The organism is Filomicrobium sp., from assembly GCF_025698805.1.
GTDB classification, from domain to species: Bacteria; Pseudomonadota; Alphaproteobacteria; order Rhizobiales; family Hyphomicrobiaceae; genus Filomicrobium; species Filomicrobium insigne.
The window spans coordinates 28,195-54,459 of sequence record NZ_JAILWT010000006.1 but is presented as its reverse complement, the minus strand read 5'-3'; the positions used below and the strand labels follow the sequence as shown (position 1 = coordinate 54,459).

Below are 26,265 nucleotides of genomic sequence, written 5' to 3'. Positions count from 1 at the left end.
CGGTGAAGCTACAATGGCTTGAAGTGGTTTTCCACTTGGTCAGATATTCAGCCGGCAAATCAATGCATCAGGCACTCGGCATCGCCGACATATCCATCCATGCCGGCTCGAACACGTGCCCGTCGGGATCGACAAAGCTGCGCACGTACATGAAGCCCATGTCCTGACGCTCGCGCGGATCGGCCGTGCCACCCGCCGCCGCAGCAGCCTCCACCATCTCGTCCACATCCGAGCGCCGGTCACACGACAAGGCGATCAGCATGCCGACACTCCTGTGCGCGTCGGCAATCGGCTTATGCGCGAACGTCGAAAAATAGTCGTGCGTCAGCAGATGAAACATAATGGAGTCCGACCACATCATGGACGACGCGTTCTCATCGCTGAACTGGTCGTTCTTCGTGCATCCGATCGCTTCATAAAAGCGGGTCGCGGCGGCGAGGTCTTTCACCGGCAGATTGAGGAAGATCATCTTGGGCATTTCGGGCATCCCTTCGTTATGGGTTCATCTCGTAGCGAGCGCGGCCGGAGAGGCCGCGCGCGCAGATCACATCCGTCTCACTTGCCCTCCAGCTTGTCGCGAACCCGGTCGTGCACCGCCTCGGCTTCGGGCGTCATGATCTCGTTGAAGTCGGCCATCTCGTAAACCGGGCGGATCTCGATCTCGCTCGGGCCCATCATCGGATTGGGGCAGCGCTTCACCCACTCCACGGCCTCGGCCATGTCTTTGACTTCCCACATCCAGTACCCGGCAACCAACTCGCGGGTCTCCGCGAACGGCCCGTCGATCACGGTGCGCCCCGGCCCGTCAAACGCGACGCGCTTGCCCTGCGAGGAGGGCTTGAGACCATCGCCCGCCAGCATGATGCCGGCATTGACCAGTTCTTCGTTGTACTTGCCCATCTCGACGAGCAATTCCGCCGGCGGCATGACGCCTTCTTCGCTGTCCGTCGTCGCCTTCACAAAAACCATCACACGCATTGTCTCGTCTCCTTATGATCCAAGGCAGCCCCACTGGCCGTCCTGCTCATACGACGAACGGGAAACGGCCAGATCGACATCCCGGTGGATTTTTTTTTGAAAAAGAGGTCGAGAGTGGGACTTCGCCCCGTAAAATCGGGGCTGAAGCGGCGGCCTGGCACGCCGGAGAGAAGGCAAAATGGGCGATTCATTGCTCCGCACGCCCAAACACATTATCTAAAGCGTGAACACCGTACGGCGCGCCGCGTATCGAACACCGCCGCGCCGTAGTCCTGAAATCCCGAAAAATTTGATTGCAGCCCATGACCCTTGCCGAAATCAGTGACGACTTTGCCCTTCTCGACGATTGGGAAGACCGCTACCGCTACGTCATCGAGCTGGGCAAGGCGCTGCCGGAAATGAGCCCGGAGCTGAAGACGGACACAAACAAGGTCCGCGGCTGCGCCAGCCAGGTCTGGCTCGCAACCACGACGGAAGATGGCCGCCTGCAGATCATCGGCGATAGCGACGCCCATATCGTGCGCGGCCTCATCGCAATCCTGTTCGCCATCTATCAGAACCAGACGCCGGACCACATTCTGAAAACCGATGCTCGCGCGGTCTTCGCCGACTTAGGGCTGAAAGAACACCTCACCCCGCAGCGCTCCAACGGGTTCTCATCCATGGTGGAGCGCATCCGCGCCGACGCTCAACTCGCCGCCGCCAGCACGTAATAGCGGCACGCATCTTGTCGAGCTAACCCGCAACATCACCCTCGGGTCGGAAGTCAGCGGCACCCCAGTGCCGGATGCGGTTTCCGCCCGTTTGCGCGTCCGCGTGGCCAATCATTCCGTAATGCCGGGCAAGCGTCGTCAGTGCGAGCAGCAGCACAACCTTGGCCGTGCGTTGCGGCCACCCCGCACCACGCTCGACATCGGCCAGCCCCTTCAGGTGACAACAAACGTCAACCAGAATTCCAGAAAGCTCCGGCCCTGCTGCCGCTAACGCCGCCCGAACACGCTCGCGCGCGGCAAGCGCATGCCCGCGCAACGCGATCTCTCGGTCAGGCCCAACCGAACCCGGCGTCACACCACCGGTACTGCTCCAGTTGGCCGTAACCCGAGCGCCCATACTCCCACGTTCAAAATCTGCCCGCAGACGCTCACCCGCTTCAAACTGCGCCTGAGAAATCAACGGTTGCCCGTGCCGGTCGGTGCGCCGGCGCAGCCACGCCAGCGGACTTTCCGCCAAGTTCATCTCCGGCCGGGCACGCCCTCCCCCCGAAGTCTTAGGTGGATGCGAAGCAGCTGTCAGATCAGAGAGCCCCTCTCCCCTGCTCATAAGTCTCTTGAGATGAATCCGGCCGGCATTGGCAAGCCGCCATCGTCCCTCCGTCTCGCGGACAACCCAGCCGCGACGAACGAAGTCCGCCCACAGATCCGGTTGGATCTCGCCGCAAGCCGTCAGACCATCCTGACCGTCCCGCTCCGCGAGGATGGTGACGCCCCCATCATCCGTTTCCTCTGCGAGCGCAGTCCGCAATGAAAGCTTTTTCAGCGCTCGGCGCGTCGAGGCATCACGCGGAAGCTCTCTGGCATTCTCAGCCATCAGCACCTCTTTTTACTGACGAAAGGAGGTCAAAGATTCACGGCAGGATCAAATCGCGGCGACGTCACGGCAACGGTGACACGCTCCAGAAGCTCCAGGATGCGATCGAAGCTCGGATCGTCACGGCGATCCTCAACCAGCCCGCACGCATGGGCAACGGTCGTGCGGTCGCGCTCAAAAGTTCGCCCCACCTGCGTGAGGCTCATGCCGCAAACCACGTGAGCCAGATACATCGCCACCTGACGCGCCAGCGCCACTTTCGCGCGGCCACGCGTAACACCTCGCAGATCGGAAAGCGCAACGCCGAACACTTGGCTCACCGCGACTTCGATGACGCATCGCCGGGTCTTCATGACAGCCTCGCAGTAAGGCGCTGGCCCCGGCGGGGGAGCTCCGCTCTCAACAAGTGACGGCAAGTAATGAAACCCAACATCCATCATACTGTTCATCACCATGGTAATGACTCGGAAACCTTGAAGTAATCGGGTCAATTGATGTGATATATACAGCCTAGAGGATATCTAGGTGATGGGGATAAGTCGAAAAATCACATGTATTCACATAAGAAAACATAATCTATGCACAGGAGCGCATGTAATTCCGTTATATTAGTCCACACTCATCAACGGATCGGTGACAATTTCAGCTCTGCTCCAAAAGCCGAAAAGTTGAAAATGCCACCCAACACAGCGCCCCCGATCCACGCCGTCCACCCTCGAGTTAACCCGTCTATCGTCCAGGGCACTCTTGAGAGTTTACGGCGCCTCATCGCCGTCTGGCCTTGTGACGTCGCAAGTGGCGACGCCCCAGCGGCAATGGATCGATTGCTTCGCCAGCTTCGCAAAGCACTTCGGGCTGAACGGCAGCGCGGGATAGCCGGTCACTGGGCTTATGACTTAGCGCGGCATGCCGAACTACTCGCGGCCTATCGCACCCTCGCCGCCGCGCATAATGCGGCCAACCTCAGGCAACAACCTCAGACCAAAGAAAAACGGCCCCGCTTCAACACGAGACCGCTTCCTGATCGTTAACTTGCATCGCGGACTCTAAAGGCCCGCGCAATATTGCAGTTTACTTCTCGCGACGCGTGCCCAGACCCATCTTCTTGGCCAGATCCGAGCGCGCCTTTGCGTAGTTCGGCGCGACCATCGGATAATCGTGCGGCAAACCCCACTTCTCGCGATATTCCTCCGGCGACAGATTGTAGTGGGTTCGCAAATGCCGCTTGAGGGATTTGAATTTCTTGCCGTCTTCCAAACAAATGATGTGATCCGGCATAACAGACTTCTTGACCGGCACCTTGGGTCGCAGCTCTTCCCGCTCCGGAGGGGTCACGCCACCCGAAGCACGGCTCAAAGCCAAGTGCGTCTCGCTGATCAAATGCGGGACATCGGTGGCGACCACGGTATTGTTGCTCACGAACGCCGAAACGATTCTTGCGGTCAGTTCGACGAGTTCCGGCTGCGAAGAGTTCTCCATAACAGTCCTCTCTATTGCGGGTTAGGCGAACAGTTCGCGCGCCGTCCCGGCAATTTACTTCAAGTCAATACCACAAATCTCGCCAGTCTTTGTCGTTAAGACGCTAGCAATGCCTAAACAGACTCTATAAGAGTTCTAGAATTGGAGCGTCTCCGCGACAGATCCCAAGAGCCACCTTCTTGGTCATAGCGGAACCCCATTGTCAACTAAAAACCAAGTCGTCGATGACCTGAGAACTACAAAACCAGTGAATCTCCCCTCACGAATTCATCAACACTGCCCCGTTTTTCATGACTGACGTTGCCCTCAGCCAGGCGCGACATTGCGCCACCAAGTTAACATCAAATACTTAGCCACAATCGTCGAAAACTTAATTTCCCTCTTTCGAAACCCTCGTGGTCGGATATCAACTCGCTCAATTCCGTCGCCCACCCTGGCCCAAACCGCTACGCCCCGTTACAACAACCGGCTAACCCGCATCCGACAAAGCACGTACCGGAGCCATCCAACATGACCGCTCACTCCCTCCGGCCCACCGGCATTAAGCCGCCGCGCGCCACACGCAAATCAACTGCCGCTACCCATCACGGGATCACGATCGAGGACGAGTATTCGTGGTTGCGGGCAGAAAACTGGCAGGAAGTGATGCGGGCACCAGATAGGCTCGATTCCGCCATTCGAGCTCATCTCGAAGCCGAAAACGAATACACCAACGCCGCGCTTGCGAGTACCGCTACGTTACAATCCGAGCTGTTTGACGAAATGAAGGCTCGGATCAAGGAGGATGACAGCACTGTTCCCACACCCGACGGATTATGGGCTTACTCATACCGTTTCGTCACAGGGGGACAATATCCGCAACTTTGCCGCCAGCCCCGTGAGGGCGGCGACGTCACTATCCTGCTGGATGGAAACGAGCTCGCGAAAGATAAGCCGTACTGGAGTTTAGGCGGAAGCCAGCATAGCCCCGATCACAAACGCCTTGCCTATGCTGTCGACGAGAAGGGCTCGGAACTTTACACGATCCGTATTCGCGACCTCGATACGGGCCAAGATCTTGAAGACGTGATTCACGACACGCGAGGCGATTTCGTTTGGACAAACGACTCCAACACGATCGTCTATGTGCGCCTTGATGAAAATCACCGTCCGTTGTCCGTCTACCGCCACGTTATAGGGACACCCCACGCGGACGACGTACGAGTCTACCATGAGCCAGACAGCGCCTTTTATGTCGGAATCGGCAAGACCCAGTCTTCCCGTTTCATTCTGATCGACGCACACGATCACCAAACGAGCGAAGTCTACCTAATCGACGCCGACAATCCCAGCACAGAACCGCGCTTGGTTGCTCCCCGTCAAGCCGGCCATGAATATAGCATCGAGCACCACAATGATGCGCTTGTAATCCTGACCAATTCGGGCGACGCGGTAGACTTCCGGATCGTTGAGGCTCCCGTCAACAATCCTGGGCAAGAGAACTGGCGCGAAATCATCCCGCATCGCCCTGGGCGCCTTATCATCGAGGCCGTTGCCTACAAAAATCATCTGGTCCGGCTTGAACGGGAAGACGGCCTGCCGCGTATCGTCATCTCCAAATTCGACGATAGCTCAGAGCATGAAATATCGTTCGATGAAGAAGCCTACGCGCTCGGCCTGTCACACGGCTACGAATACGACACAACGGCAATCCGCTTTACGTATTCCTCCATGACCACCCCCGCCGAGGTCTATGACTACGATATGGAAAGCCGCGCACGCACATTGCGCAAACGCCAGGAAGTGCCCAGCGGCCACAACCCTGCCAACTACGTGACACGACGCCTGCAAGCGCCAACTGCCAATGGGGAAACAGTTCCAGTCTCCCTCCTGTATCACAAGGACACCCCGCTTGACGGCTCCGCGCCCGCACTTCTGTACGGCTATGGCTCTTACGGGATTTCGATCCCGGCGTCGTTCTCCACGACGCGCTTGTCACTTGTTGATCGAGGCTTTGTCTATGCCATCGCCCATATTCGTGGGGGCAAGGAAAAAGGCTATCGCTGGTACACGGACGGAAAGCTCGAAAAGAAGACAAATACCTTCAAGGATTTCATCGCGGCCGGAGAGCATTTGGTCAGTGAGGGCTTCACCAAACGCGGACGCATAGTTGCCAACGGCGGGTCCGCCGGAGGCATGCTCATGGGAGCCGTCGCAAACATGGCACCAGACCTGTTTCTCGGCATTATCGCCGACGTGCCCTTTGTCGACGTTCTAAACACGATGCTCGACGCAACACTTCCGCTCACCCCGCCTGAATGGCTGGAATGGGGCAATCCGCTGAAAAGCCCTGAGCAGTTCGAAATCATCCGCTCCTACAGCCCCTACGACAACGTGAAGGACCAGCCCTATCCACACATCCTCGCCTATACCGGACTGACAGATCCTCGCGTCACGTACTGGGAGCCTGCCAAATGGATCGCAAGGCTGCGGGAACACAATACATCCGACAAGCTGGTCCTATTACGTATCAACATGGAGGCTGGCCATAGTGGAGCATCAGGTCGTTTCACGGCACTCAAAGAAACAGCCCACGATTATGCGTTCGCATTGTTGATCGCCGGCAAAACCGAAACCGCCGTCAGCTAAATTTCAGGCGCTCATGCGCGAAAGCGGCAGCCATCCAAACCACAAAAAAGGGCAGTCCCAGGACTGCCCTTTTTTTCGCAACTTGAAGATCGTTCGTAAAAAAAGAAAAGGCCCCTTGCGGGGCCCCTCCGAATGCCTGGATCTCAGGCTGCCTGCACCTTGAAGGCCGGCGTATTCTTAACCTCCTCGAGCGCTGCTCCGGAGCGTAACGCGATACCAATATACCGGACTCGTCCTGCAATCTTCGCTTTCTGAATACCCAACTCTCCAAAATCTCGGCCGAAAGTTGGAAGTGCTAGAGGCTCCTTTTGCTGTTCTTCACACCAAGCACAGTAGTCTTCATAAAGTGCAGTTGCAGTAAGGCTCGATCCATCCTGTGTTTCTATCCGTTCCTTATAAAAGCGCTCCACATCGTTTTCTGGAGCAACGAGTCTCTGAGGCACAATCGACTTGTTGATGTTGTCGTTTGCGCCAGAACGCGGCTTTTCAATCGCAACGGGCACCGGAACCACAGCTGGGTTCGGGACCGCCACCGCTGCCGCGGCGGTGCTGGCCGATGCCAAGATTGGCGCGGCCGGGCTTTGGCGTTCGTAGAGACGCCACTGACTAAAGGCAATGTACATACCGAAACCGGAACCGATCTCGAGCAGCAGAGCAATGAACAAGGTCATCGCAAGCTGGATCTTATCGACATCGAAACCCGTAATCTTAGCAATCACCGCAGCCTGCGGATCCGCCTCTGTCATTGCCTTTGAGCTATCTACCTTCCCAAGCTGGGTTTGCACTTCAGCAATGCGAGTCTCAAGCACAGATGCCTGCTCGGCTGAAGCCAACTCCGAGACAAGAGCGTGATAGCCCTCACAGAAGGTTCGACTCTTAGAAGCCGTAACATCCGTACAGCCACTGGTCGAAGCCCAACGTCGCTCATTCTTCGCAGCATCAATCTCGGCCTGAATCGTTCCAGCGGGGCGATGCTGCGGCACCCAGCCGAGCTGCTCCTTGGCACGCGCGAGATCAGCGCTCAAATTTTCATACAGCGTTTTCTCGTGAGCGCGCTCACCCGCAACATCGAAGCGGTTAAGAGCAGCATGACCAAACGCCGAAGTGAGCGAATACGCCGTGACGACAGTCCACACGACGAGCGACGCGGCCGCCTGGCTCCATGCCTTGTTTTTTATTGCGGCGAACAGAAAAAATGGCACCAGCGCCTTTAGACAGTCTGCGGCGGCGCTGGCCGCTCCATATATCTGGCCATCAAGCTCGGTCCTACCGAGACTCAAGCCAAACCGCCAATTCATGGCGGCTGATACCGCCAACAATACACCGGCGGCAAGAATTCCTAATACCCCTAGAGCATGCCTCATAGCCCTCTTTCCCTCAGTAGGGCTGGCGTGTGACGCGAAACAATAACTATCCAGCCTCGTGCACGCGTCCTGCAGAAGAGGCTTGCAGGCAATCCAGAAACACGCGGAACCGGCGTCAAAACATCACCGCGCATCAGATCTTTCCGTGAGCGTCCGGCACCATCCCCAAATAGTGACCGGCAGGCAGATCGAAGCGTGACTTTGCAGACGCACTAGAACCTGGACACTCCCACTCTTGATCATCAATCCACAGGAGCGATCGCCGCTTGATTCAACCTGTGGAACGTTTTTCAACTGAGCGGGAGATACTTGAAATTAACGCAATACGAATGCCCCTCTCCGCCGAGGACTACGCGATTCGTAGCTTATTGTTAAGAGAATCAGCTTCGTAGATGGCGAGCCAAACGACCACGCAAAATTCACCAATTTCGCAATTCTCTGGCCCACCAGCAAACTATCAACAACAGAGCACCAAAAGACTCACCATTCATCCACACTTGGTGAAGCACACTGCCCACAAGGCCCCAATGTAGCAAGCATGCAACAAGAGGGCTGATCTCGGTACGCAATCCCCCCGCCTGCAATTTCATCTGCCTCAATCGCTCAGCAATTCGTGACCCAATCTGCGCCCCGCCCAGTCAATCAGGACTAGCGAACAGGCAGGGAACGCACTATTCTGAAGCGGATCACGTCCGGGGAATTTGAGGAGGTTTAGGCAGCGGTTGGATTCGGAACCGCGACGGCGCGCGCACGTTCACCTGGAGCGACCGGGCGCACAGTACAGGGTTCTTAGTTATGCGTAGTCTGTTTGGGTTATTCTTGCTGGCAGCGGGGCTAGGCATTGGCGCCTACTCATTTTTCCCTGACGCGATGGAAGACCACGTCCGTCTCGGTCAGCTCTCGAGAATTATAACGCCCGTCTCCTCCAGCACGGGCGCGCCTGCTCAACGCCAACTGCGCTCCTTTTCGCCGTCTTCGCCCTTGTTTGCGCAAAGCTCGAACGACGCAGCAGAGCACGGCGTAATCTCTGCAGAAAATAACGGTCCACCGACTGTGGTCGCACGCCGCAATCTTGTCCGCCCCGCAACAGGAATCGCGGCCACTACGCCGGCGACATTGATAGAAACCGGCACGACATACGCAATCCATTCATCGCCGCACACGCGTTTCACGCGTATTGTCGAAGTACAAGAAGAACTAAAGCGTGTCGGATGTTATTATGGCTATCTCGACGGCGATTGGGGCCCAGCATCGAAACGAGCCATGCAAGCCTTCGTCCGCAAGGTGAACGCGTCCCTCCCGATCGAAGAACCCAACGAAATACTTCTCGCGCTGTTAAAGGCCCATCCAGCAAACACATGCGCTGAAGGTTGCGACCCTGGTCTGGTTGAAAATGCGAACGGCCAGTGCGTCCCCAACACGGTATTCGCTCAGGACACGTCGCACAGCAGTCCGAATCTTTTCGCCCCGCCACGTTTAGCGCAGCGTTCGACAACAACAGGATGGCAGGCCGACGTGGAGACAAGCGGCTATAACAATTTGCCACCTCTGGTATCCGTCTCAGAAGCACGTGAAGCTCCTCCTGGTCGTATGTCAGTCGGAGGACCAATCAGCGGAACAGTCACGCAGGGAGTGGCAGACGGTGGTGCAGCACTCCCCCAGATCATGCCGGCACCAAAAGACAGTGGGCCTGAGCTACGTACCGCGACAGCAGTCGCAGTAGCAGACCCCGTCGACCAGCCGGTGGAGATCGAGCGGCCGGTGACCGTCACGAAAAAACACTCGAGCCGACGGCGCTATAGTAAGGAGACCCGCCAAAAGCGGCTGATGCGTCAAGCCTTCGGCGACGTTTTCTAAAACTCGCGTGTGGTTTCCCAGCAACAAGCATCAACTAGGCTTGCGTCTGCGACGCAAGCCAATCCAAATATCCCTGTGCACCATGCGTGACTTCGAACACCAGGAGTGCGGGGGTCTCATAAGGATGCTCGACCTCAACAGCCGCAATCACCTTCGCCGCCAATGCTGCCCGTGTTTTTATCAGCATAATCGCTTCGGAATCGGTCGTAAGCGCCCCCTCCCAACGATAAATAGACGTCATCTGCGGTATTATGTTGACGCAGGCCGCTAGTCCATGATCGACGAGCTTTCCGCCAACGTCCTTCGCGGTAGCCGTATCGGGAAAGGTCGAGTAGATCATGACCATCTTTTCAACCTCGCTCATCTCAACCGAGCCTCCTTGCCTCTTTTAACCATCTGATCGGGGCCTACGCGAGCAGACTGATGTCCAAATCTGCCAAAACCTTCGAACGTATTGCCTTCGTCGCCTCTGGTGTGCCGGAGGCCCGCGATGCGTTACGTCGGCTCGCTCACCGCTACGGCAACTCGCCGCCGACTGACGCAGACGCCATCGTCGCCCTCGGAGGCGACGGCTTGATGCTACAAACGCTGCACCGCTACATGAACAGCCGCATTCCAATCTACGGTATGAATCGCGGTTCGGTTGGTTTCCTGATGAACGAATATCAGGAAGACGACCTTCCCGATCGGCTGCGCACGGCGCGCATTTCACGCATTCACCCACTCGCAATGCACGCCTACGATTGCAACGGCAAAGCTCACAAAAGCTTAGCAATCAATGAGGTCTCCCTCTTCCGTCAAACACACCAGGCCGCCAAGTTGCGCATTTCGGTCGACGGTAAAGTACGCATGCAGGAATTGATCTGTGATGGCGTACTGATTGCAACGCCAGCCGGATCGACAGCCTACAACCTGTCAGCCTATGGCCCGATCTTGCCGATCAATGCGCCTTTGCTGGCGTTAACGCCGATCAGTCCGTTCCGACCGCGTCGCTGGCGCGGGGCCCTTCTGCCCAATAGCGCCCGTATCGTCATCGAAGTTGTTGAGCCAAACAAACGCCCGGTCAGTGCGGTCGCCGACCATTTCGAAACTCGCGACGTCCAACGCGTCGAGATCGAACAAGCGCATCATGTCGAGTTGCTGATGATGTTCGATCCCGGCCACGACCTCGACGAACGAATTCTGGCTGAACAATTCCGATATTGACGACAGGAGGCCTCGCTCATTCCCGACGAGGCCCGTCCCATCTCACCATCAGGCGCGCCAGTACGTAACGTGTTCGCTCAGCAGCGGGCGATCACGATCTGCCTGAGGCTCTTGTGCGGTGCCGATATAGACGAAGCCGGCGATCCGCTCATCCGCCCCGATGCCAAAAGCCTCACGGACCATGGGGCTGTAAGCAACCCACTCCGTAATCCATGCTGTCGCAAATCCCATGGCATTTGCGGCAAGGCATAAGTTGTAGGCAGAAGCTCCAGCCGACAGAACCTGCTCCCATTCCGGCACAGCAGGTATATTCTGGGCTCGGGACACGACGGCAATCACGACGGGCGCCCGTTCAAAGCGCTGCCGCTCAAAGATAATACGAGTTTCGCTCGGCGGCTCGCTTTCTTCCGCGACACATGCTTGCGCGAACACATCTCCCGCCTGTCCGCGCGCCCCACCGGCAAAAACGATAAAACGCCATGGTGCCAATTTCTTGTGATCCGGCACCCGCGCGGCAATTTCCAGAATCTGCGTAAGCTGCGCATCACTGGGGCCGGGTTCCATCAACATTGCCGGCTTCGCTGAACGACGCGTCCGCAAAAAATTCAGCAACTCGGCATCCGGTGTTATCGTCATTGTGTATTTGTCCTTGAACGTATCGATGCGACAAAGCTCTACCTTGAGCATGCTCTCCTAAATGGGCTGTCTCGCTTCCGCAAACGCGAACCGCTACAATCTCCGCCATGAGACCTGCGCGATTCTCCATAGCCCTAGGGCGTTCCATCCTGCTCATGCTGCTTCTGGCAGTATTTGCAGCTCGGCAAACCGTCACCGCAGCCGAGACAACGGACGCGGGCCCGACGCTGATCATCCTTTTCGACAGTTCCGGATCAATGTGGGGACAGCTGCCTGGCGGATCGCAGGCCAAATACGCCGCTGCACGTGACGCTCTCCTCCAAGCGCTGCCGGCCCTGGATCTCAACGCCCGAACCGGGCTCGTTACCTTCGGCCGGGGCTGTAACGGGGTCGATGTGGTTTTGCCGCCCGACGTTCGTCCGAGAGACCGGACAATCGCACCTATCAACAGTCTCAATCCGCGTGGCAAGGGCCCTCTGGCCGATGCCCTGTCGCGTGCTGCAGAGGAAGTTGAACCTGGACGCCGGGCCAGTCTGGTCGTGATACACGACGGTCCGGACAACTGCCGCCAGGATACTTGTACGATTGCACAAAGAATTGCGGCTGCCCACCCCGGCATGCCCATTCATCTCGTCTCTCTCGGTCTCGATGCGACCGAAACGGCGGCAGTTTCATGTATTCCAGAAGCAACGGGCGGCAAAGTTTTCCCGGTACGCTCGTTGTCCGAAGTGCGTGGCGCGATTGATCAGGCCATAGCGTTAGCTATGACGAGCGGAGTTCCCGCGCCCTCGCCCGCACGACGCAAGGGGGCAGAGCCAGAAACACCCAAGCAAAAGCTGCCGGAAATACCCGCCGATGCCCCGCCGCATTTGGTCGTCTCAGCCACTTTGGGTGACACGCAAGCTGTCGACAAGCCCGTCCACTGGCGCATTTTTCGCGAAGATGACAAATCGAAGCCCGTTCTCGACATTTTGGAAACGCAATTCGCGGTGCCGTTACCAGCAGGCAAATATATCGTAGAAGCCGCCCTCGGTCGGGCAAAGGCAACCCAAACCACTGAAGTCGCTGGAAAAGGACCAACAGCTGTAACGATCAGCTTTTCCGCAGGTATCGCCCGTGTCGCAACCCGAATTGGCAACAATCAAACATCCAAGATTCCAGTGCTCGTAAGCGTCGCGGAGCTCTCAGAGCCGGCAGCAAACGGCGCAGCAAAAACATCTCCGCTGATGGTCATTCATTCTCCATCGAGCGAATTTGTGCTGCCCGCAGGCTATTATCGCATCACGGCAGAGAGCGGATTAAGTCGGGTGACACGGGACATCGCCATTAAAACTGCCGAGATAGAAGCGGTGAATCTGGACCTAAGCGCAGGCCAGCTTCATCTAAGCGCGGTTTCTGCCAGCGGGGCCCCGGTAACGGACAACTTGACGTACTACTTATCCGTCGATGACCCCAATACACCCGGTGGCCGTCGCGAGGTGCTGCGCACGGCGGCCAGTTCACCGATCCTGGCCGTTCCGGCAGGGACGTATTACGTCAAGGTCCGCTCCGGTCTCTACGAGAAGTATGACCAGATCGCCGTTGGTGCGGGGAGCACTGTGGAGCGCGCAATTATCTTAGATGCTGCACGCTTGCAGGTTGTCGCAAATGTCTCGCTGGAACCTAGCAACGGCGAATTCCCAATCGTATACCGAGTTCTCTCGCAGGGACCTTACGCACAAGAGGTCGCAATGAGCTGGGAACGGACACCACAGTTCACCCTTCCGCCCGGACGCTACCGGATTGTCGCTGAAATTGGCGCACGCAACGTCAGTGTAACGCAGGACATCGAACTCGCCCCCGGAACGAACAAATCCGTCACATTGGCGGCACAAGCTGCCGAGTTGCGGCTCCGTATAGCCGAAGGCGCCGGAGTCGTAGCAACAAACCGTTTCTGGGAAATCCGCTCAGCCTCCGGCCAGATCATCTGGCGCACTAGTCAACATACGCCACGCGCGCTTTTGGCACCGGGCCGCTACGAGGTACGCTGCGAACTCCGGGACCGCACATTGAAGGGCACAGTGGAACTGGCCAACGGCCAATCGCTTATCGCGAAACTAAGTGAGCAATAACAAAGACCCCACTGTCGAAAGTTGCCGCGTCCCGATTTCCGCCTGTATGCACTATTATAGCCGCAACAGCTTATCCGCGGACGAACCCGGACCACCGTTATGACTAACTCTCTCCGCCACATCCTCCTCACCGCCCGCAAGTGGGGCGGCGCTGCCGTTATCAGCGCCATCGCCGCCAGTTCACAGGCGTTGGCGCAAAACCCTCCTTCCATGGAGCAGCCCAATGAATGGGGCGCAGGTATCAGCGTCGACCAACCAGATCCGGCCGATCAATCTTCGACAAACACAACGATCATCAAGCGCAGCGCACCGGCGCCGGCGGAAGCCTCGAACGACGAAAACGATGCTTTAGATAACGTCGCACAGGTCCGCTTCGTCGCGATGTTAACGGCCGACGGGCAGTACATCGACAAAGGCGTAACGTGGCGCATATTCGAAGACCCGGGCGACTGGCAAGTGTCTCCGAAACTGATTGAAACGCACCGCACCGCCAGACCGTCGCTTCAGCTCAAACCTGGAAAGTACATCGTAAACGCAGCCTTCGGTCGAGCGAATTTAACTCGGAATCTGACCTTCAAAGGAGGCGATACCGCCACTGAGAGGTTCATCATCAACGCAGGTGGACTGCGAGTTCAAGCGCGCGTCGCCGACAAAAACGCCACGGAAAATACTGTGTCCTTCGATATATATGAGGGCGAACGAAACCAGCTTGGCGAACGAAACCTCGTCATGAGCGGAGCAACACCCAACGTCATCATCCGTCTCAATGCCGGCATTTATCACATTATTTCGACGTACGGAGACAGCAACGCCGTTATCGCAACAGATGTGACCGTGGAGGCGGGAAAACTGACGGAAGCCACCCTATCCCACGCCGCAGCAAAGGTGACGCTAGGTCTGGTAACGCGTCCAGGCGGCGAAGCTCAGCCTGCCACACAATGGACGATCGCAACCCCGGAAGGCGAAGTCATCAAGCGCAGCGTCGGCGCTCTTCCAACCCATATCCTTGCGCCTGGAACCTATAAAGTTACGGCAAATCACGCCGGCCGTATCTTCGAGCAACAATTTCAGGTCGAAGATGGACAGATGGCGCGCATCGAAGTCCTGATGCAGTAACCGGAAAGCCGCTCTACCAGCTTACCCTAGGGCCCACAGCACCCTCTCAGAAGTCAGTCAGGACCCAATCTGTAGGGCAGCCATTCCGCTGCATGCGCGCATCCACGTCCACCTTCTCATCGGCCAACTCGGCAAGCTCAAAAAGGCTGCGCGCCATTTGCCAATGCTCACACGCCATGGTCAGATCCCCGGCACGGTGCGCAATATCGCCAAGCTCCAAACGTGCCCGGGCGTGGACCCCTGGATTGTTGGCTTGGCTTGCAAAAACGACTGATTGCCGCAAAGAAGCCGCTGCACCCGCTTCATCTCCTGCCTCCCGATCCAACAGAGCGAGGGAGAGATAAAGCGCTGCCAACGGCCCCGGATCACCGACGCGCTCAGCCGCGGCAATATCAGCTTGAACTTGGTTACGCTGAGGCGCGGCATGATCAACAGCTGCGCCGCCCACACCCGCCACATCGGACGCCTCGGGCTCAGACACGACAGCGTCTGTCCCTGCGGAAGCTGCGCCCGGCTTAGGAGCAAAGTCCGCAACCCGCTTAACTGTCTCCGCAACGGGCGAGGTCAACGGCGCGACAGCGTGTCGTTCGTGTGAATCAAAATCGATAGAAGCGTCCTTTCGTCCGCTCCAACCTGCCCATAGGGAGGTGAGCGCAATGATCGCCAATACGGCGAGCGGCGATGCGACAATTGCCCATCCGACGGGCCCGTCGATCGACACAAGAGGGTTCATCCCTCGTCTCCCAAACGCCTACCTCAACGGCATAGCATACATAAGACCGCCCTCTGCCCAGAGCTTGTTAAGTCCACGCTCCAAACGCAGAGGCGACCGGCTCCCGAGATTACGCTCAAACAATTCCCCGTAGTTCCCGACCTGCAGGATAGCTTGATAGGCCCAGTCCGCGTTAAGCCCCATCGCCTGGCCGAAATTGAAGTTCACCCCCAGCAAACGTCGCACGCTTGGACGCGTACTGGAAAGCTTAGCTTCTGCGTTCTTGCTTGTAACGCCCAATTCTTCCGCGCGGATCAATGCCATTAAGGTCCAGCGCACGATACTGAACCATCTTTCATCTCCCTGTCGCACCGCTGGCCCAATCGGCTCCTTGGAAATGGAGTCTGGCAGGATCGCGTGCTCTTGTGGGACTGGAAACTTCATCCGAGCCGCAGCCAAGATGGACATTTCGCCAGCAATCGCGTTGCACGAACCAGAAAGGTAAGCGTTGACGACATCCGTCCAACTGTTTGAAGCAACGGGTTGATAGCGCATGCCGCGCATCTCGAAAAATTCAGCGACCTCTGCTTTCCCGCGAGCTCCTTCAAGCACACAGACGGATGCACCTGATAACTCAAGAGCGCTGAAGATATTTTGCGAGCGGCGCACCATAAACATGGTGCCGTCATGAAAGAGCGTATCGACAAAGCGTACACCCAGTTCCGTGTCCCGGCTCAGCGTAAAATCAGCACCGCCCGCCAGCACATCTATCTCCCCTCGGGACAACAGACGATAGCGCTCAGAATTGGAAACAGCCCAAAATTCGATGGCATCCTTCGAGCCCAGCGCCGCGGCAGCAAGCGCGCGACAGAAATCAACCTCTAACCCAGACCATCTGCCGCGGGCGTCGACTTGCGAAAATCCAACCACATCAGCGCGCACGCCGCAGACAACGTGACCACGCGCCTTGACGGCATCGAGCGTCGTCGCCGCGTTCACCACAGCGCCTGGCGAAGCCGCAAGCACTCCCAACGTCAAGGCCGCGTAAAAGGCGCGGGACAACTGAGCCAATACCCAACTTGTCAAATGCAAGTTCCCCAGAACATCACCGGCGCTACGACAGACGCGAACAGCACCTACCCGTGGCACGTGCACTCAAACGTCTCCGCATCCCCTCAATGCGCCCCCCGCGCACTAAGGTGAGCCGGTTCAAACTTCAATTCGGACCCTCGGGTGAAAATGCAGAATTGCTTCGCACCTCAAACCAAACGTCCCAAGCCCGCACCTCACGGGCTCTCCCCCGTCAACGTCTTCTACCGTTGCCCAGCTAAGGTCAAGCCTTGACCTTTGACGCGTGCTGGTTCACTGGCTGGACATACCTCATGATCGAAGAGCCCATGTCAAAACCAACCAAACCTGCATCCACGCGTCACAAATCGTCAACCGAGGCAGTACATTCCGGACGCGATCCATCTGCCAGCTACGGCTTTGTGAATCCGCCCGTGTATCGGGGCTCCACCGTGGTCTTTCCAACGCTGGATGCTTTGACGGTGCGCGATCAGCCTTACACCTACGGTCGCCGTGGCACGCCGACAGTGTCCGCACTTCAAGAGGCTATCTGCAAGCTTGAAGGCGGGGATGCGACCTTTCTTACCGCGTCGGGGCTTCAGGCTGTCACCACCAGTCTGTTGGCTTTTGTCGAAGCCGGTGACCACGTCCTTATAACGGATAGTGTCTACCAACCCACGCGCCATTTCTGTGACACGGTTCTGGCCCGCCTGGGAGTGACAACAACCTACTACGATCCGTGCATTGGATCCGACCTTGCTGCGCTCATCACCCCGCAGACCCGCGTCGTTTTCACGGAAAGCCCAGGATCGCAAACCTTCGAGGTTCAGGACATCCCGGCAATCTCCGAAATAGCGCGCACGCACAACCTTTGGCACGTAACCGACAACACCTGGGCGAGCCCACTCTATTTCGACGCGTTGGCCCACGGTGCGGACGTATCGATACAAGCCGCAACCAAATACATCGTCGGGCATGCCGACGCGATGCTCGGTGCGATAACCACCAATACACGCGCCAAGCCTCAAGTACTGCGCATGCACGGCGCGCTTGGCGTTTGCCCCGGTTCGGAAGAAACCTACCTTGGTCTGCGCGGCTTGCGCACACTCCCCTTGCGCCTCGAACGGCACTTTCGTTCGGCTCTTGAGATCGCCTCATGGCTGGAGGCACGCCCCGAGATCGAACGCGTTCTGCATCCAGGTCTCCCGAACGATCCCGGTCACGCGATTTGGAAACGCGATTTTACCGGTGCCTCCGGCCTCTTTTCCGCAGTGCTAACCCCCGCACCTAGGGAAGCCGTGGCAGCCTTCGTTGATAGCCTCGAATTTTTCGGAATGGGGTATTCCTGGGGCGGCTATGAAAGCCTCATCCTTCCTTTCGACCCGAGATCGTATCGCACTGCTACGAAGTGGGAATATGATGGGCAGGCCCTGCGCTTCCACATTGGTCTGGAAGACGTCGACGATCTCAAAGCCGATCTCGAAGCAGGCTTCGCAAGATTTAATGCGGCCCGACAGTCCTAGCTGCCCGAACAGGCCCTTCTCACAGATCATCCAACATCGTTTGCTCAACGAAGCATGCAACCGCTTGACCGGCGGAGAATTACTCTAGCAATTTAGACTATTACCCCAGACAACCGGTTCGCGGCAGCCGGGCGATCCGGGCACGAGAGATGGTTTTGAGGGATAGCTCATGACGGACCTCGCCAAGCCAGCCGACCACTCCGCTGAAGCAGCGGGCCCCACATTAAAGCGGGTGATGGGGCCGTGGTTGCTCTTATTGTTCATCATTGGCGACATTCTCGGCACAGGCATCTATGCCCTTACAGGACAAATTGCCGAACACGTCGGCGGCGTTGTTTGGCTCCCGTTTCTCGTTGCCTTCGCCGTCGCGCTGCTCACCGCGTTTAGCTATCTCGAACTCGTCACGAAGTATCCGCGGGCGGCCGGGGCTGCACTATACGCTCACCGCGCATTCGGCATCCACTTCGTCACGTTTATCGTAGCCTTTGCCGTCACGTGCTCCGGCATAACCTCTGCATCGACAGCATCACGTGCTTTCGCCGCCAACCTCTCGAACGCATTTGGATTAGGCCTCGATCAGGGAGCCAGTATCACGCTAGTTGGGCTGGCATTTATGCTGGCTATCGCCCTCATCAACTTCCGTGGTGTGGGTGAGAGTTTAAAGGTCAATGTTGCACTGACAGTCATAGAACTCACAGGACTGCTCATCATCATCACAATCGGCTTGTGGGCGATCGGAGCGGGCCAGGGAGATGTCTCCCGTGCCATGGAGTTCAAAACCTCCGAAGACGGCAGCTTTATTTGGCCGGTAATCGCCGCCACCACGCTGGCATTCTTCGCCATGGTCGGTTTCGAAGATTCCGTCAACATGGCCGAGGAAACCAAGGACCCGAGCCACATATTTCCCAGAATTCTGCTGATGGGATTACTCCTCACAGCAATTATCTACGTCCTCGTATCCATATCTGCGATTACGCTCGTTCCACCCGAGCAACTAAGTCAGGGCGAGACACCGCTCTTGCAGGTCGTGCAAGCGGGAGCGCCCAGCTTTCCTATCGAGATCTTCGGTCTGATCACCATGTTCGCGGTCGCCAATACCGCGTTGATCAACATGATGATGGCGAGCCGCCTCATCTACGGCATGAGCCGGGAACACGTGTTGCCTCCCGTTCTGGGAAAAGTCCACGCAGAGCGCCGAACACCCTATGTCGCCATCGCCTTCACAACGCTACTGGCCTTCGCCCTTATTACGTTTGTCGGTGAAATACCAGCACTCGGCGGAACCACAGCACTCCTGCTTCTGTGTGTATTCACCGTCGTCAACGTAGCCGTACTAATCCTCCGCAAGGAGAACGTAGACCACCGACATTTCCGGGCTCCAACGATAGTGCCCATACTTGGCATGTTGTCCTGCGGCTTCCTCATCGGGCCGTGGACCGGTCGCAACCCAGATCAATACCTCATTGCCGCCGTTCTTATTGGCATTGGCATCGCACTGTGGTTCGTAACCGTATGGATCAACCGCACAATCGGGCTGCAACCGGAAATCTTGGAACCCGACGATATCGCGGAGTTAGGTCCGCGCAACTGAACCACCGCGTTCCTCCACGTCACAGCTTAATCCCGCTGAAACGTGTCAGCCGGACATCGCAAGCCCTTTACGCGCTCTCATCACCTTTGATCACGCGTTCCATCCAATCCTCGGCCGTGATTTGTCCCTCTTTTTCAACCGCCGCAGTCTCAGCAGGACGCAACACGTCCTGGATCTCGTCGATCCGCTTCCATCCACACAGCGGGGTCTCAACGCCATCACGCGGCACATAACGCGAAGACTTCACCTTCTCGTAGCGATGCACGTAGCGTGGACAATTGGTCCAGATCTCGGAAATGGAAACGCGGACAGCCAGATCGGCTTCATTGAACATCTCCAGAAGCGGTCCGCTACGGACGAGCTCCGCCCGCCCCTGCAGACGCAAACGGTTCGGTTTGTCGAACGCAATAAACAGCATACCGATCTCTGGGTTCATGTTCAGATTGCCCATCGAATAATACATGCCGTTGCCGTCGTAGTTAGGAAAGACAACGGTCGTGGGATCAATCACCCTGACCAAACCAGGATCGCCCCCTTTGTAAGAAACGGTAGGTCGTCCGCCGTGGTCAAGCGTTGACAGGAAAAACATGTCACGGCTTTCAATGAAAGCCTTCGTAAGATCGTCCACCTCTGTCCTGGCTGCAACCAGCTCAATACGGTCGGCCAATTGCCGGCTTTGGAATTCGTCTTGAAGCGCGCGATGCTGTGGCCCGAAAAGACGGCTCATTGGCGTTCTCTCCATCGTTTCCCGTTTTTAAATTATGAAGGCTTTGCATTGCACCCTAACGCAGCAAATGCACGATGAATATACGTCGACGAAAAACTTGTCTCGGGACAGAATTCTCAGAGGAATGGAAGCAAGTGCCACCGGAACTTGCATATCATCCCGCGAGTCTCACCAAAGCCCCTATAACGCCGGCAAGGCTCTCGCCGACGATAAATCCAGCCGCGACAACAACGATGCGCCGCTTAGACCACTCGGGATAAAGCCGCGCAATAACGGCAGCGGCTGCAGCACCCAAAAACAACGAAAACGCATTCCATGCCGGGATAACAAATGCGAGTCCAATCGCGGAAGCGCTCGGGATAACGCGTTGCCAAGTTTCTGAAGCGAAAGCCTCGGCCACAGCGAGGCCAATACCGACAATCGCCGCAATGACAATCGCTGAAATCGCGCCAGGCGGCATCGCCTCAAGGCCTTCGCCGAGAACCTCCGCAACAGCCTTCCAAGTCGCGACCGCAGGCGCTGGCCACTCTGCCGTAATAAGTTGAGCCTGTGGATCTGGGATCAACACAAGGTATGTGAGCGCGGCCACAAACGCTCCGGCCAACACTCCAAAAACTTGAGCGACAATCTGAAACGAAGGTGTCGCCCCAATGAGTTGGCCCGTACGCAGATCATGCATGAGATCGGCGCATTGCCCCGCTGCCCCACCCGTGACGTTGGCTGTCATGAGGTTCGCTGTAACATTCCCTGGAGAAATCGCGCCGAACGTGAGCTGAGTGATCTTTCCCAGCGCCCCGATCGGCGTGATGGCGGTTTCCCCCGAAACGCGTGCCGCCACAACCGCCAAAACATAACTCAGAAGGACAGCAATGACGGCCTCGAACAAGCCGATGGAAAATATTGTGCTCTGGGCCGTCACCGACAATCCCAGCACCACAACAAACGCGGCCAACAATACACGCATATTGATCGGCCGTTCCTGGACCGCGAAATCGTCCCTACGTTGCGCCCGCTGCTGCAAGGCCATCCGTATCATCGAGAGGCCGAATGCGGTCAGGGACGCTGTCACCATCAACGTCGCACCAGGCCACAAAAGCCACTCAACGAGCGGAGCAAACCACACCGCATCACCATCGGCAGGTTGGACCCAGCCGTAGCTCAGAGCCAACGGGGCGAGACCTCCCCACGCAATCACCGCACCGAGAAGCATCGAAACACCGATGCGAAGCCCGGCAATGGCGCCAAACCCCACCATCAACAGCGATGGGTCAAGCGCTAGGCCGAGGTTAGACGCCGAGACAGAAATGTTCCTGCCACTCTCCGTGGTCATCGTTGCTTGTAAGCCCGGCGCCAACGGACCAACATTCAGCCGCGTAACAAGCAGCTTTAGGCTCGCGCTCAGAGCAGCAGTGAATGACAGCAATCGCAATCGGGCATGAGCTTCCTCTCCGCCCTTGTGAATCTCCCCCATCGTCTCGGCCGTAACGACACCGGAAGGAAACGGCAAACGTTCGCGCAAAAGAAGCTGATTGCGAAGCCCGGCAGCAACGACGATCCCAAGAAGGCTCACGACAATCAACCAGAAGCTAAGCACGTAAAACGAGAGCGTCTGTCCCGTGAGAAGCGCGAGGGCAGGAATAGGAGCTGCGAGACCCGCAGCAATAATCGAAGCTGCAGCCGAAGCCGCCGTCTGGTTGATGTTATTTTCGCGAAGCCCCCACGGGCGTCCAAAACCGGACCGTTCAGCAGCGGTCCAAAATGCGAAACCAATCAACCCCGCAGCGACGGACATGTTGAATGTCCAGCCGATTTTCAAACCACTATAGACATTGCACGGCGTGAGAAGCGCGCCGATCACCATGCCAGTCATCACGGCTCGGACAGTCAATTCCGGCAGATATCGTGCCTCGACCGAATTTGGTGTCGCTACAGTGACGTCGCACCTTCCGCATCTAAGCGCTCACGCGCGCCCGTTGAGCACCGCAAACTGAGTACATCAAGTATCCGACCCAACATAAACCGCTAAACTTGGGCAACTGTTGCACGCCCTCGCCAATCACACCAGTTGGCGTCCCCGATCTTCGTGCGAGACGTAAGGTCAAACGCCCACCGCGAAGAAAACGGCGCGTTAACCGCTTCAAGCAATTACCGGAATAACTTGGTTGAAGCTATGGTGACAACGCGTTGTATGAACTACATCATTAGCACGTTCGTGAACCCTCCCCCGTTTCACGAACTCATTGCCCTGACCTTTTTTGTATTTTTCGGAGTTCATAAAATGAGGACATTTATCCTTGCGGCCACCCTAGCAGCTCTGACATTCCATCCTGTCTACGCTGAAGAAGACTGCGACAAAACCTGGAACGCATATGATTTGAACTCGGACGGTTATCTGAAAGGCGACGAAGCCAGGAAATTCAGAGACGATATGAATATTAGAGGTATCACTGTCGGTGATACAAAGGACGGCAGCATCTCCGCAAACCAATACGCGAAAGCCTGCGAAAGCGACTTCTGGGAAAAAATCTCAGAAGATACCCGTTGATGAGCGGTTGCAGGATACGGGCAACGAACGCCTGTTCACTGCCTTCCCTCACAACTCATTGCGCCCTGCGCTCAGAAGCGCAGGGTTCCCCCGTTTACGTCACTGCACGAACACGGAAACTGAGCAGGTTTTGTCGGACGTCAAGATGGCGGCGCGCTTGAGCCTAGCTGCAATCCGCAGGAAACTATGAGCGTCGTATGGTGGCCAGCCCCAATCCGATACCAATAAGCGTAGCGCCAACGAGATGGAAGGAAGCAAAACGCTCTCCAAGCAGAAGGATGGCGAGGCCGCTGCCGAAGATCGGCATGAGATGCACGAAGTGCCCGGCCATATTGGCGCCTGCCAACTCCACGCCGCGGTTGAAAAATAAGTAAGACAGGAAGCCGGGAAAAACCGCTACGTACGCAACGGCGAGGGAAGCTGCCCAAACAGGCTCTACCCGTGCAACCGTCAGGTGCTCGTAAACGTAAAGTGGCAGCAGCATGGCTGCCCCAATCGCAAATGTCGCCGCGAGAAAGCTCAGCGGATGGACGGCGGGGCGCTTACGCAGCAGCGCCGAATACATCGCGTAGGCGGCGACCGCCGCAAGCACCCACACATCGCCCGAATTGAGCGACAGAGCCGCTAGCGCGCCCCAATCTCCCCTTGCCGCGATAACTGCGACGCCGCAGATCGAAATCAATACGCCCAACGCCTGCCGGACGCTGGCCCGCTCTCCGTAGAGGAGAAATACGGCGGCCAGAATGATGACGGGCATCGCCGACTGCAGAAGCAACGCGTTGACGGCCGTCGTCGTCTGCAAACCGACGTAAACCAGCGTATTAAAGGCGGCGATACCGAAACCACCGAGCAGCAGCAGGATAGGCCAGTGCTTCTTGAGCATAGGCCAGTCGCGTCGAATTTGTGGCGCGCCAACAGCGACGACAAGTATAAGCCCAAGCGTCCAACGCCAGAATGCAAGAGCAATAGGCGGCACGATGCCGGTAGTCGCCCGACCGACGATGAAATTTCCGGACCAAAAGAGCACGGCAAGGGCCAACAGAATATACGGCGAGTGCCAAACGCGAGAGATCGCGAACTTGACGACATCATAAAACTTGCGAGCAGGCGGGCCCGCAGGCTCAGGATACGACATAGCAATCAACCAAAGAATAGGAGGAGGAGCATGGTGGATTTGCGCACCCAACGTCAGGTCAGAGGCGCGTTCGAATATGCTGCGTACAGAGAGACACCCGTGCGGTAACTCGCAACGCGAGAACTCCGCGCTGAATTCTATCATCCACCTTCGTTAGCATAAATAAGGCTGACCTGTTCTGAGTTCACGGACACCAATTCTCTACGACATTTATGAGGTGTAGCGCGACGGCATAGCCCGCGCACCTGCCACAGGCCGATTGACACTCTGCAGACACAAAATCCACTGAGACCCGTGTGTGAACGCGCGCCGTTCCGCTTTAAAAGGGAACATATTCATTACTCCTCAGTTCAAGTTAGTTATATATTGGCTGCCGGTGGAGGCTAAGCCATGCCTGAACTGGTTCTGTTAGACATATTGGGAGCGTGCGCCCTGCTGATATGGGGCGTCCGAATGGTGCGGACCGGAATTTCGCGAGCGTTTGGAGCGAGGCTTCACCATTGGCTTGCCCGTAGCACGGGTAACACCGTGTTTGCGTTTGCAACAGGACTTGCCACGACCTTTGCGATGCAGAGCAGTACAGCGACTGCAATGATTGTCGCTGCCTTTGCAGGCAAGGAACTCATCACCACGGCGATGGCTCAAGCAGTAATGCTCGGCGCTAATGTAAGCACGAGCATCGCCGCAAAAATTTTAGCTTTAAATCTTCACTGGCTTGCGTCCGTACTGCTCATAATCGGGGTTACCGCCTTCCTTTCAACGGATAATTCGCGCCGCCGGGCGCTCGGACGTACTGCGATCGGTTTGGGCCTAATGTTGCTGTCCCTCCGACTACTTGCCAGCGCGACTGAGCCGATGGGTCATTCCCCGGCTCTGGCTTTGGTTATGTCACTACTTGAGCGCGCGCCCTTCCTCGCGCTCGTTCTGGGCGCAGCAATTGCTGCCATCTTCGCTTCAAGTCTCGCGACAGTGCTTGTGCTGATGTCCTTGAATGCGACTGGGGTGCTGTCTACGGACCTGGCAGCCTGGATGGTACTCGGTGCAAACGTTGGCGGCGCGTTGCCTCCCTTCCTGACATCGCTCCCTCTCGGGCCAGCGGCACAACGGGTGACACTCGGCAATCTTTTGGTGCGCGGCATGGGAGGCCTCGCAATGCTGCCGTTTATTCATCCGCTCTTGTCGTGGCTTAACCCGATTTCCGGCTCTGCTGGCCAAGCCATCATAAATTTCCATGTCATCTTCAATTTGCTCCTCGCTGTCGTGACACTACCTCTCGTGCAGTTGATTGGCCGCGGACTCGCTTGGCTCCTCCCAGTCGATCCGACAGAGACAAGCACCGCTCGCCACCTTGATAACGCGTCACTATCGGTGCCTCCTTTGGCCCTGGCGTGCGCGGCACAAGAGGCTCTGACTGTCGCGGAGATGATCGAAGCTATGCTTCAAACTGGCCTGAAGGCCTTCAACTCAGGCGATGAGAACCGCAGAGCTGAAATGGTCAAAATGGATGATCAAATCGACCAACTGCAAAATGAGATAAAGCTTTACTTGGCTCGGCTCGGTCGTGAGGAATTGACGGACGAAGAAGAACGGAAGCGCTACGAGATTTCGCTGTTCGTAATAAACATGGAGCACATCGGCGATATCGCAAGCACCAATATCGCGCACGCGATCCGCCGCAAAAACAAAAGGCGTCTCACATTGTCGGACGAAGGGCTCGACGAAATTTCAAACCTCTATGGATTGGTCATCGAGGAACTGAAGTTAGCGCGCGGTCTTCTCGTCTCCTCAGACCGTTCGATAGCGCAGAAACTTCGAGACGTTGACGTGGAGGTGAAGCAATACAGTCGCTTCTCCGAAAGCTCCCATCTCGAACGTCTACGCGAAGGCCGCACCGAAAGCGTTCGGACGAGCTCCTTGCATCTAGACCTCCTCAGAGACCTAAAGCGCATTAGCGCTCATCTGACCTCGGTCACCCACGGTCACTAAGGCGTAGTTAGGTTGC

General features: G+C 57.0%; 24 protein-coding genes. 11 read left to right on the top strand and 13 right to left on the bottom strand.

The window, feature by feature from the left end; genetic code table 11:
• Positions 1-67: 67 nt before the first annotated feature.
• A complete protein-coding gene (locus K5845_RS15370; protein ID WP_287959404.1) occupies positions 68-478 on the bottom strand; it encodes a VOC family protein in 411 nt (136 codons plus the stop codon).
• A gap of 77 nt (positions 479-555) precedes the next feature.
• Positions 556-978 (bottom strand): YciI family protein, encoded by a 423-nt coding sequence (locus K5845_RS15365; RefSeq protein ID WP_090229897.1) that lies wholly within the window; start codon positions 976-978, stop codon positions 556-558.
• Positions 979-1,280: 302 nt separating this feature from the next.
• Between K5845_RS15365 and K5845_RS15360 the strand changes: the two genes are divergently transcribed.
• Positions 1,281-1,691, top strand: a complete 411-nt coding sequence (locus tag K5845_RS15360) for a SufE family protein (protein ID WP_046478341.1) — start codon at positions 1,281-1,283, stop codon at positions 1,689-1,691.
• A gap of 22 nt (positions 1,692-1,713) precedes the next feature.
• Here K5845_RS15360 and K5845_RS15355 read toward each other — a convergent pair whose 3' ends face one another.
• Together K5845_RS15355 and K5845_RS15350 are read right to left on the bottom strand one after the other, a co-directional pair.
• Complete coding sequence (locus K5845_RS15355) at positions 1,714-2,565, bottom strand: DUF6456 domain-containing protein (RefSeq protein ID WP_287959403.1); 852 nt, start codon at positions 2,563-2,565, stop codon at positions 1,714-1,716.
• 29 nt (positions 2,566-2,594) lie between these two features.
• Positions 2,595-3,020 (bottom strand): helix-turn-helix domain-containing protein, encoded by a 426-nt coding sequence (locus K5845_RS15350; RefSeq protein ID WP_244464902.1) that lies wholly within the window; start codon positions 3,018-3,020, stop codon positions 2,595-2,597.
• Between the two features lie 219 nt (positions 3,021-3,239).
• Here K5845_RS15350 and K5845_RS15345 point away from each other — a divergent pair, with 219 nt between their 5' ends.
• Positions 3,240-3,596, top strand: a complete 357-nt coding sequence (locus K5845_RS15345) for a hypothetical protein (protein WP_287959402.1) — start codon at positions 3,240-3,242, stop codon at positions 3,594-3,596.
• 40 nt (positions 3,597-3,636) lie between these two features.
• Here K5845_RS15345 and K5845_RS15340 read toward each other — a convergent pair whose 3' ends face one another.
• Positions 3,637-4,044 (bottom strand): Ros/MucR family transcriptional regulator, encoded by a 408-nt coding sequence (locus K5845_RS15340; RefSeq protein ID WP_046478339.1) that lies wholly within the window; start codon positions 4,042-4,044, stop codon positions 3,637-3,639.
• 510 nt (positions 4,045-4,554) lie between these two features.
• Between K5845_RS15340 and K5845_RS15335 the strand changes: the two genes are divergently transcribed.
• The gene (locus K5845_RS15335; protein WP_287959401.1) at positions 4,555-6,672 is read left to right on the top strand and encodes a S9 family peptidase; all 2,118 of its coding nucleotides are present in this window, start codon (positions 4,555-4,557) and stop codon (positions 6,670-6,672) included.
• Positions 6,673-6,815: 143 nt separating this feature from the next.
• Here K5845_RS15335 and K5845_RS15330 read toward each other — a convergent pair whose 3' ends face one another.
• A complete protein-coding gene (locus tag K5845_RS15330; RefSeq protein ID WP_090229889.1) occupies positions 6,816-8,036 on the bottom strand; it encodes a hypothetical protein in 1,221 nt (406 codons plus the stop codon).
• A gap of 795 nt (positions 8,037-8,831) precedes the next feature.
• Between K5845_RS15330 and K5845_RS15325 the strand changes: the two genes are divergently transcribed.
• Positions 8,832-9,893, top strand: coding sequence for a trypsin inhibitor-like cysteine-rich domain-containing protein (locus K5845_RS15325; RefSeq protein ID WP_287959400.1), 1,062 nt, complete (start codon positions 8,832-8,834; stop codon positions 9,891-9,893).
• A gap of 34 nt (positions 9,894-9,927) precedes the next feature.
• Here K5845_RS15325 and cutA read toward each other — a convergent pair whose 3' ends face one another.
• On the bottom strand, positions 9,928-10,257 hold the full coding sequence (gene cutA, locus K5845_RS15320) for a divalent-cation tolerance protein CutA (protein WP_287959399.1): 330 nt from the start codon (positions 10,255-10,257) through the stop codon (positions 9,928-9,930).
• Positions 10,258-10,316: 59 nt separating this feature from the next.
• Here cutA and K5845_RS15315 point away from each other — a divergent pair, with 59 nt between their 5' ends.
• A complete protein-coding gene (locus K5845_RS15315) occupies positions 10,317-11,099 on the top strand; it encodes an NAD kinase (protein WP_046478334.1) in 783 nt (260 codons plus the stop codon).
• Positions 11,100-11,147: 48 nt separating this feature from the next.
• Here the strand turns inward: K5845_RS15315 and K5845_RS15310 are convergent, their stop codons facing one another.
• Positions 11,148-11,735 (bottom strand): nitroreductase family protein, encoded by a 588-nt coding sequence (locus K5845_RS15310; RefSeq protein WP_287959398.1) that lies wholly within the window; start codon positions 11,733-11,735, stop codon positions 11,148-11,150.
• A 107-nt stretch (positions 11,736-11,842) separates the two neighbouring features.
• Between K5845_RS15310 and K5845_RS15305 the strand changes: the two genes are divergently transcribed.
• Positions 11,843-13,846, top strand: coding sequence for a vWA domain-containing protein (locus K5845_RS15305; protein ID WP_287959397.1), 2,004 nt, complete (start codon positions 11,843-11,845; stop codon positions 13,844-13,846).
• 99 nt (positions 13,847-13,945) lie between these two features.
• A complete protein-coding gene (locus K5845_RS15300) occupies positions 13,946-14,962 on the top strand; it encodes an RgsD C-terminal domain-containing protein (protein ID WP_287959396.1) in 1,017 nt (338 codons plus the stop codon).
• 46 nt (positions 14,963-15,008) lie between these two features.
• Here K5845_RS15300 and K5845_RS15295 read toward each other — a convergent pair whose 3' ends face one another.
• Together K5845_RS15295 and K5845_RS15290 are read right to left on the bottom strand one after the other, a co-directional pair.
• Positions 15,009-15,695, bottom strand: coding sequence for a hypothetical protein (locus tag K5845_RS15295; RefSeq protein WP_090229877.1), 687 nt, complete (start codon positions 15,693-15,695; stop codon positions 15,009-15,011).
• Between the two features lie 18 nt (positions 15,696-15,713).
• Positions 15,714-16,760: an amino acid ABC transporter substrate-binding protein gene (locus tag K5845_RS15290; protein ID WP_244464901.1), complete on the bottom strand. Its 1,047-nt coding sequence runs from the start codon at positions 16,758-16,760 to the stop codon at positions 15,714-15,716.
• A 311-nt stretch (positions 16,761-17,071) separates the two neighbouring features.
• Here K5845_RS15290 and metC point away from each other — a divergent pair, with 311 nt between their 5' ends.
• Together metC and K5845_RS15280 are read left to right on the top strand one after the other, a co-directional pair.
• A complete protein-coding gene (metC, locus tag K5845_RS15285; RefSeq protein WP_287959395.1) occupies positions 17,072-18,265 on the top strand; it encodes a cystathionine beta-lyase in 1,194 nt (397 codons plus the stop codon).
• Positions 18,266-18,434: 169 nt separating this feature from the next.
• Positions 18,435-19,856, top strand: coding sequence for an APC family permease (locus K5845_RS15280; protein ID WP_287959394.1), 1,422 nt, complete (start codon positions 18,435-18,437; stop codon positions 19,854-19,856).
• Between the two features lie 67 nt (positions 19,857-19,923).
• Here K5845_RS15280 and K5845_RS15275 read toward each other — a convergent pair whose 3' ends face one another.
• Positions 19,924-20,583 carry a pyridoxamine 5'-phosphate oxidase family protein gene (locus tag K5845_RS15275; protein WP_046478331.1) on the bottom strand — a complete coding sequence of 220 codons (660 nt, stop codon included), beginning with the start codon at positions 20,581-20,583 and terminating at the stop codon, positions 19,924-19,926.
• A gap of 154 nt (positions 20,584-20,737) precedes the next feature.
• Positions 20,738-22,471 (bottom strand): OPT family oligopeptide transporter, encoded by a 1,734-nt coding sequence (locus tag K5845_RS15270; RefSeq protein WP_287959393.1) that lies wholly within the window; start codon positions 22,469-22,471, stop codon positions 20,738-20,740.
• Between the two features lie 300 nt (positions 22,472-22,771).
• Here K5845_RS15270 and K5845_RS15265 point away from each other — a divergent pair, with 300 nt between their 5' ends.
• Entirely contained in the window at positions 22,772-23,128 is a 357-nt protein-coding gene (locus tag K5845_RS15265) for a hypothetical protein (RefSeq protein ID WP_046478329.1), read from the top strand.
• Between the two features lie 184 nt (positions 23,129-23,312).
• On the opposite strand, the gene K5845_RS15260 is transcribed toward K5845_RS15265, so the two are convergent.
• The gene (locus tag K5845_RS15260; protein WP_287959392.1) at positions 23,313-24,407 is read right to left on the bottom strand and encodes a DMT family transporter; all 1,095 of its coding nucleotides are present in this window, start codon (positions 24,405-24,407) and stop codon (positions 23,313-23,315) included.
• Positions 24,408-24,653: 246 nt separating this feature from the next.
• On the opposite strand from K5845_RS15260, the gene K5845_RS15255 reads away from it, so the two are divergent.
• The gene (locus K5845_RS15255; RefSeq protein ID WP_287959391.1) at positions 24,654-26,249 is read left to right on the top strand and encodes a Na/Pi cotransporter family protein; all 1,596 of its coding nucleotides are present in this window, start codon (positions 24,654-24,656) and stop codon (positions 26,247-26,249) included.
• Positions 26,250-26,265: the final 16 nt, after the last annotated feature.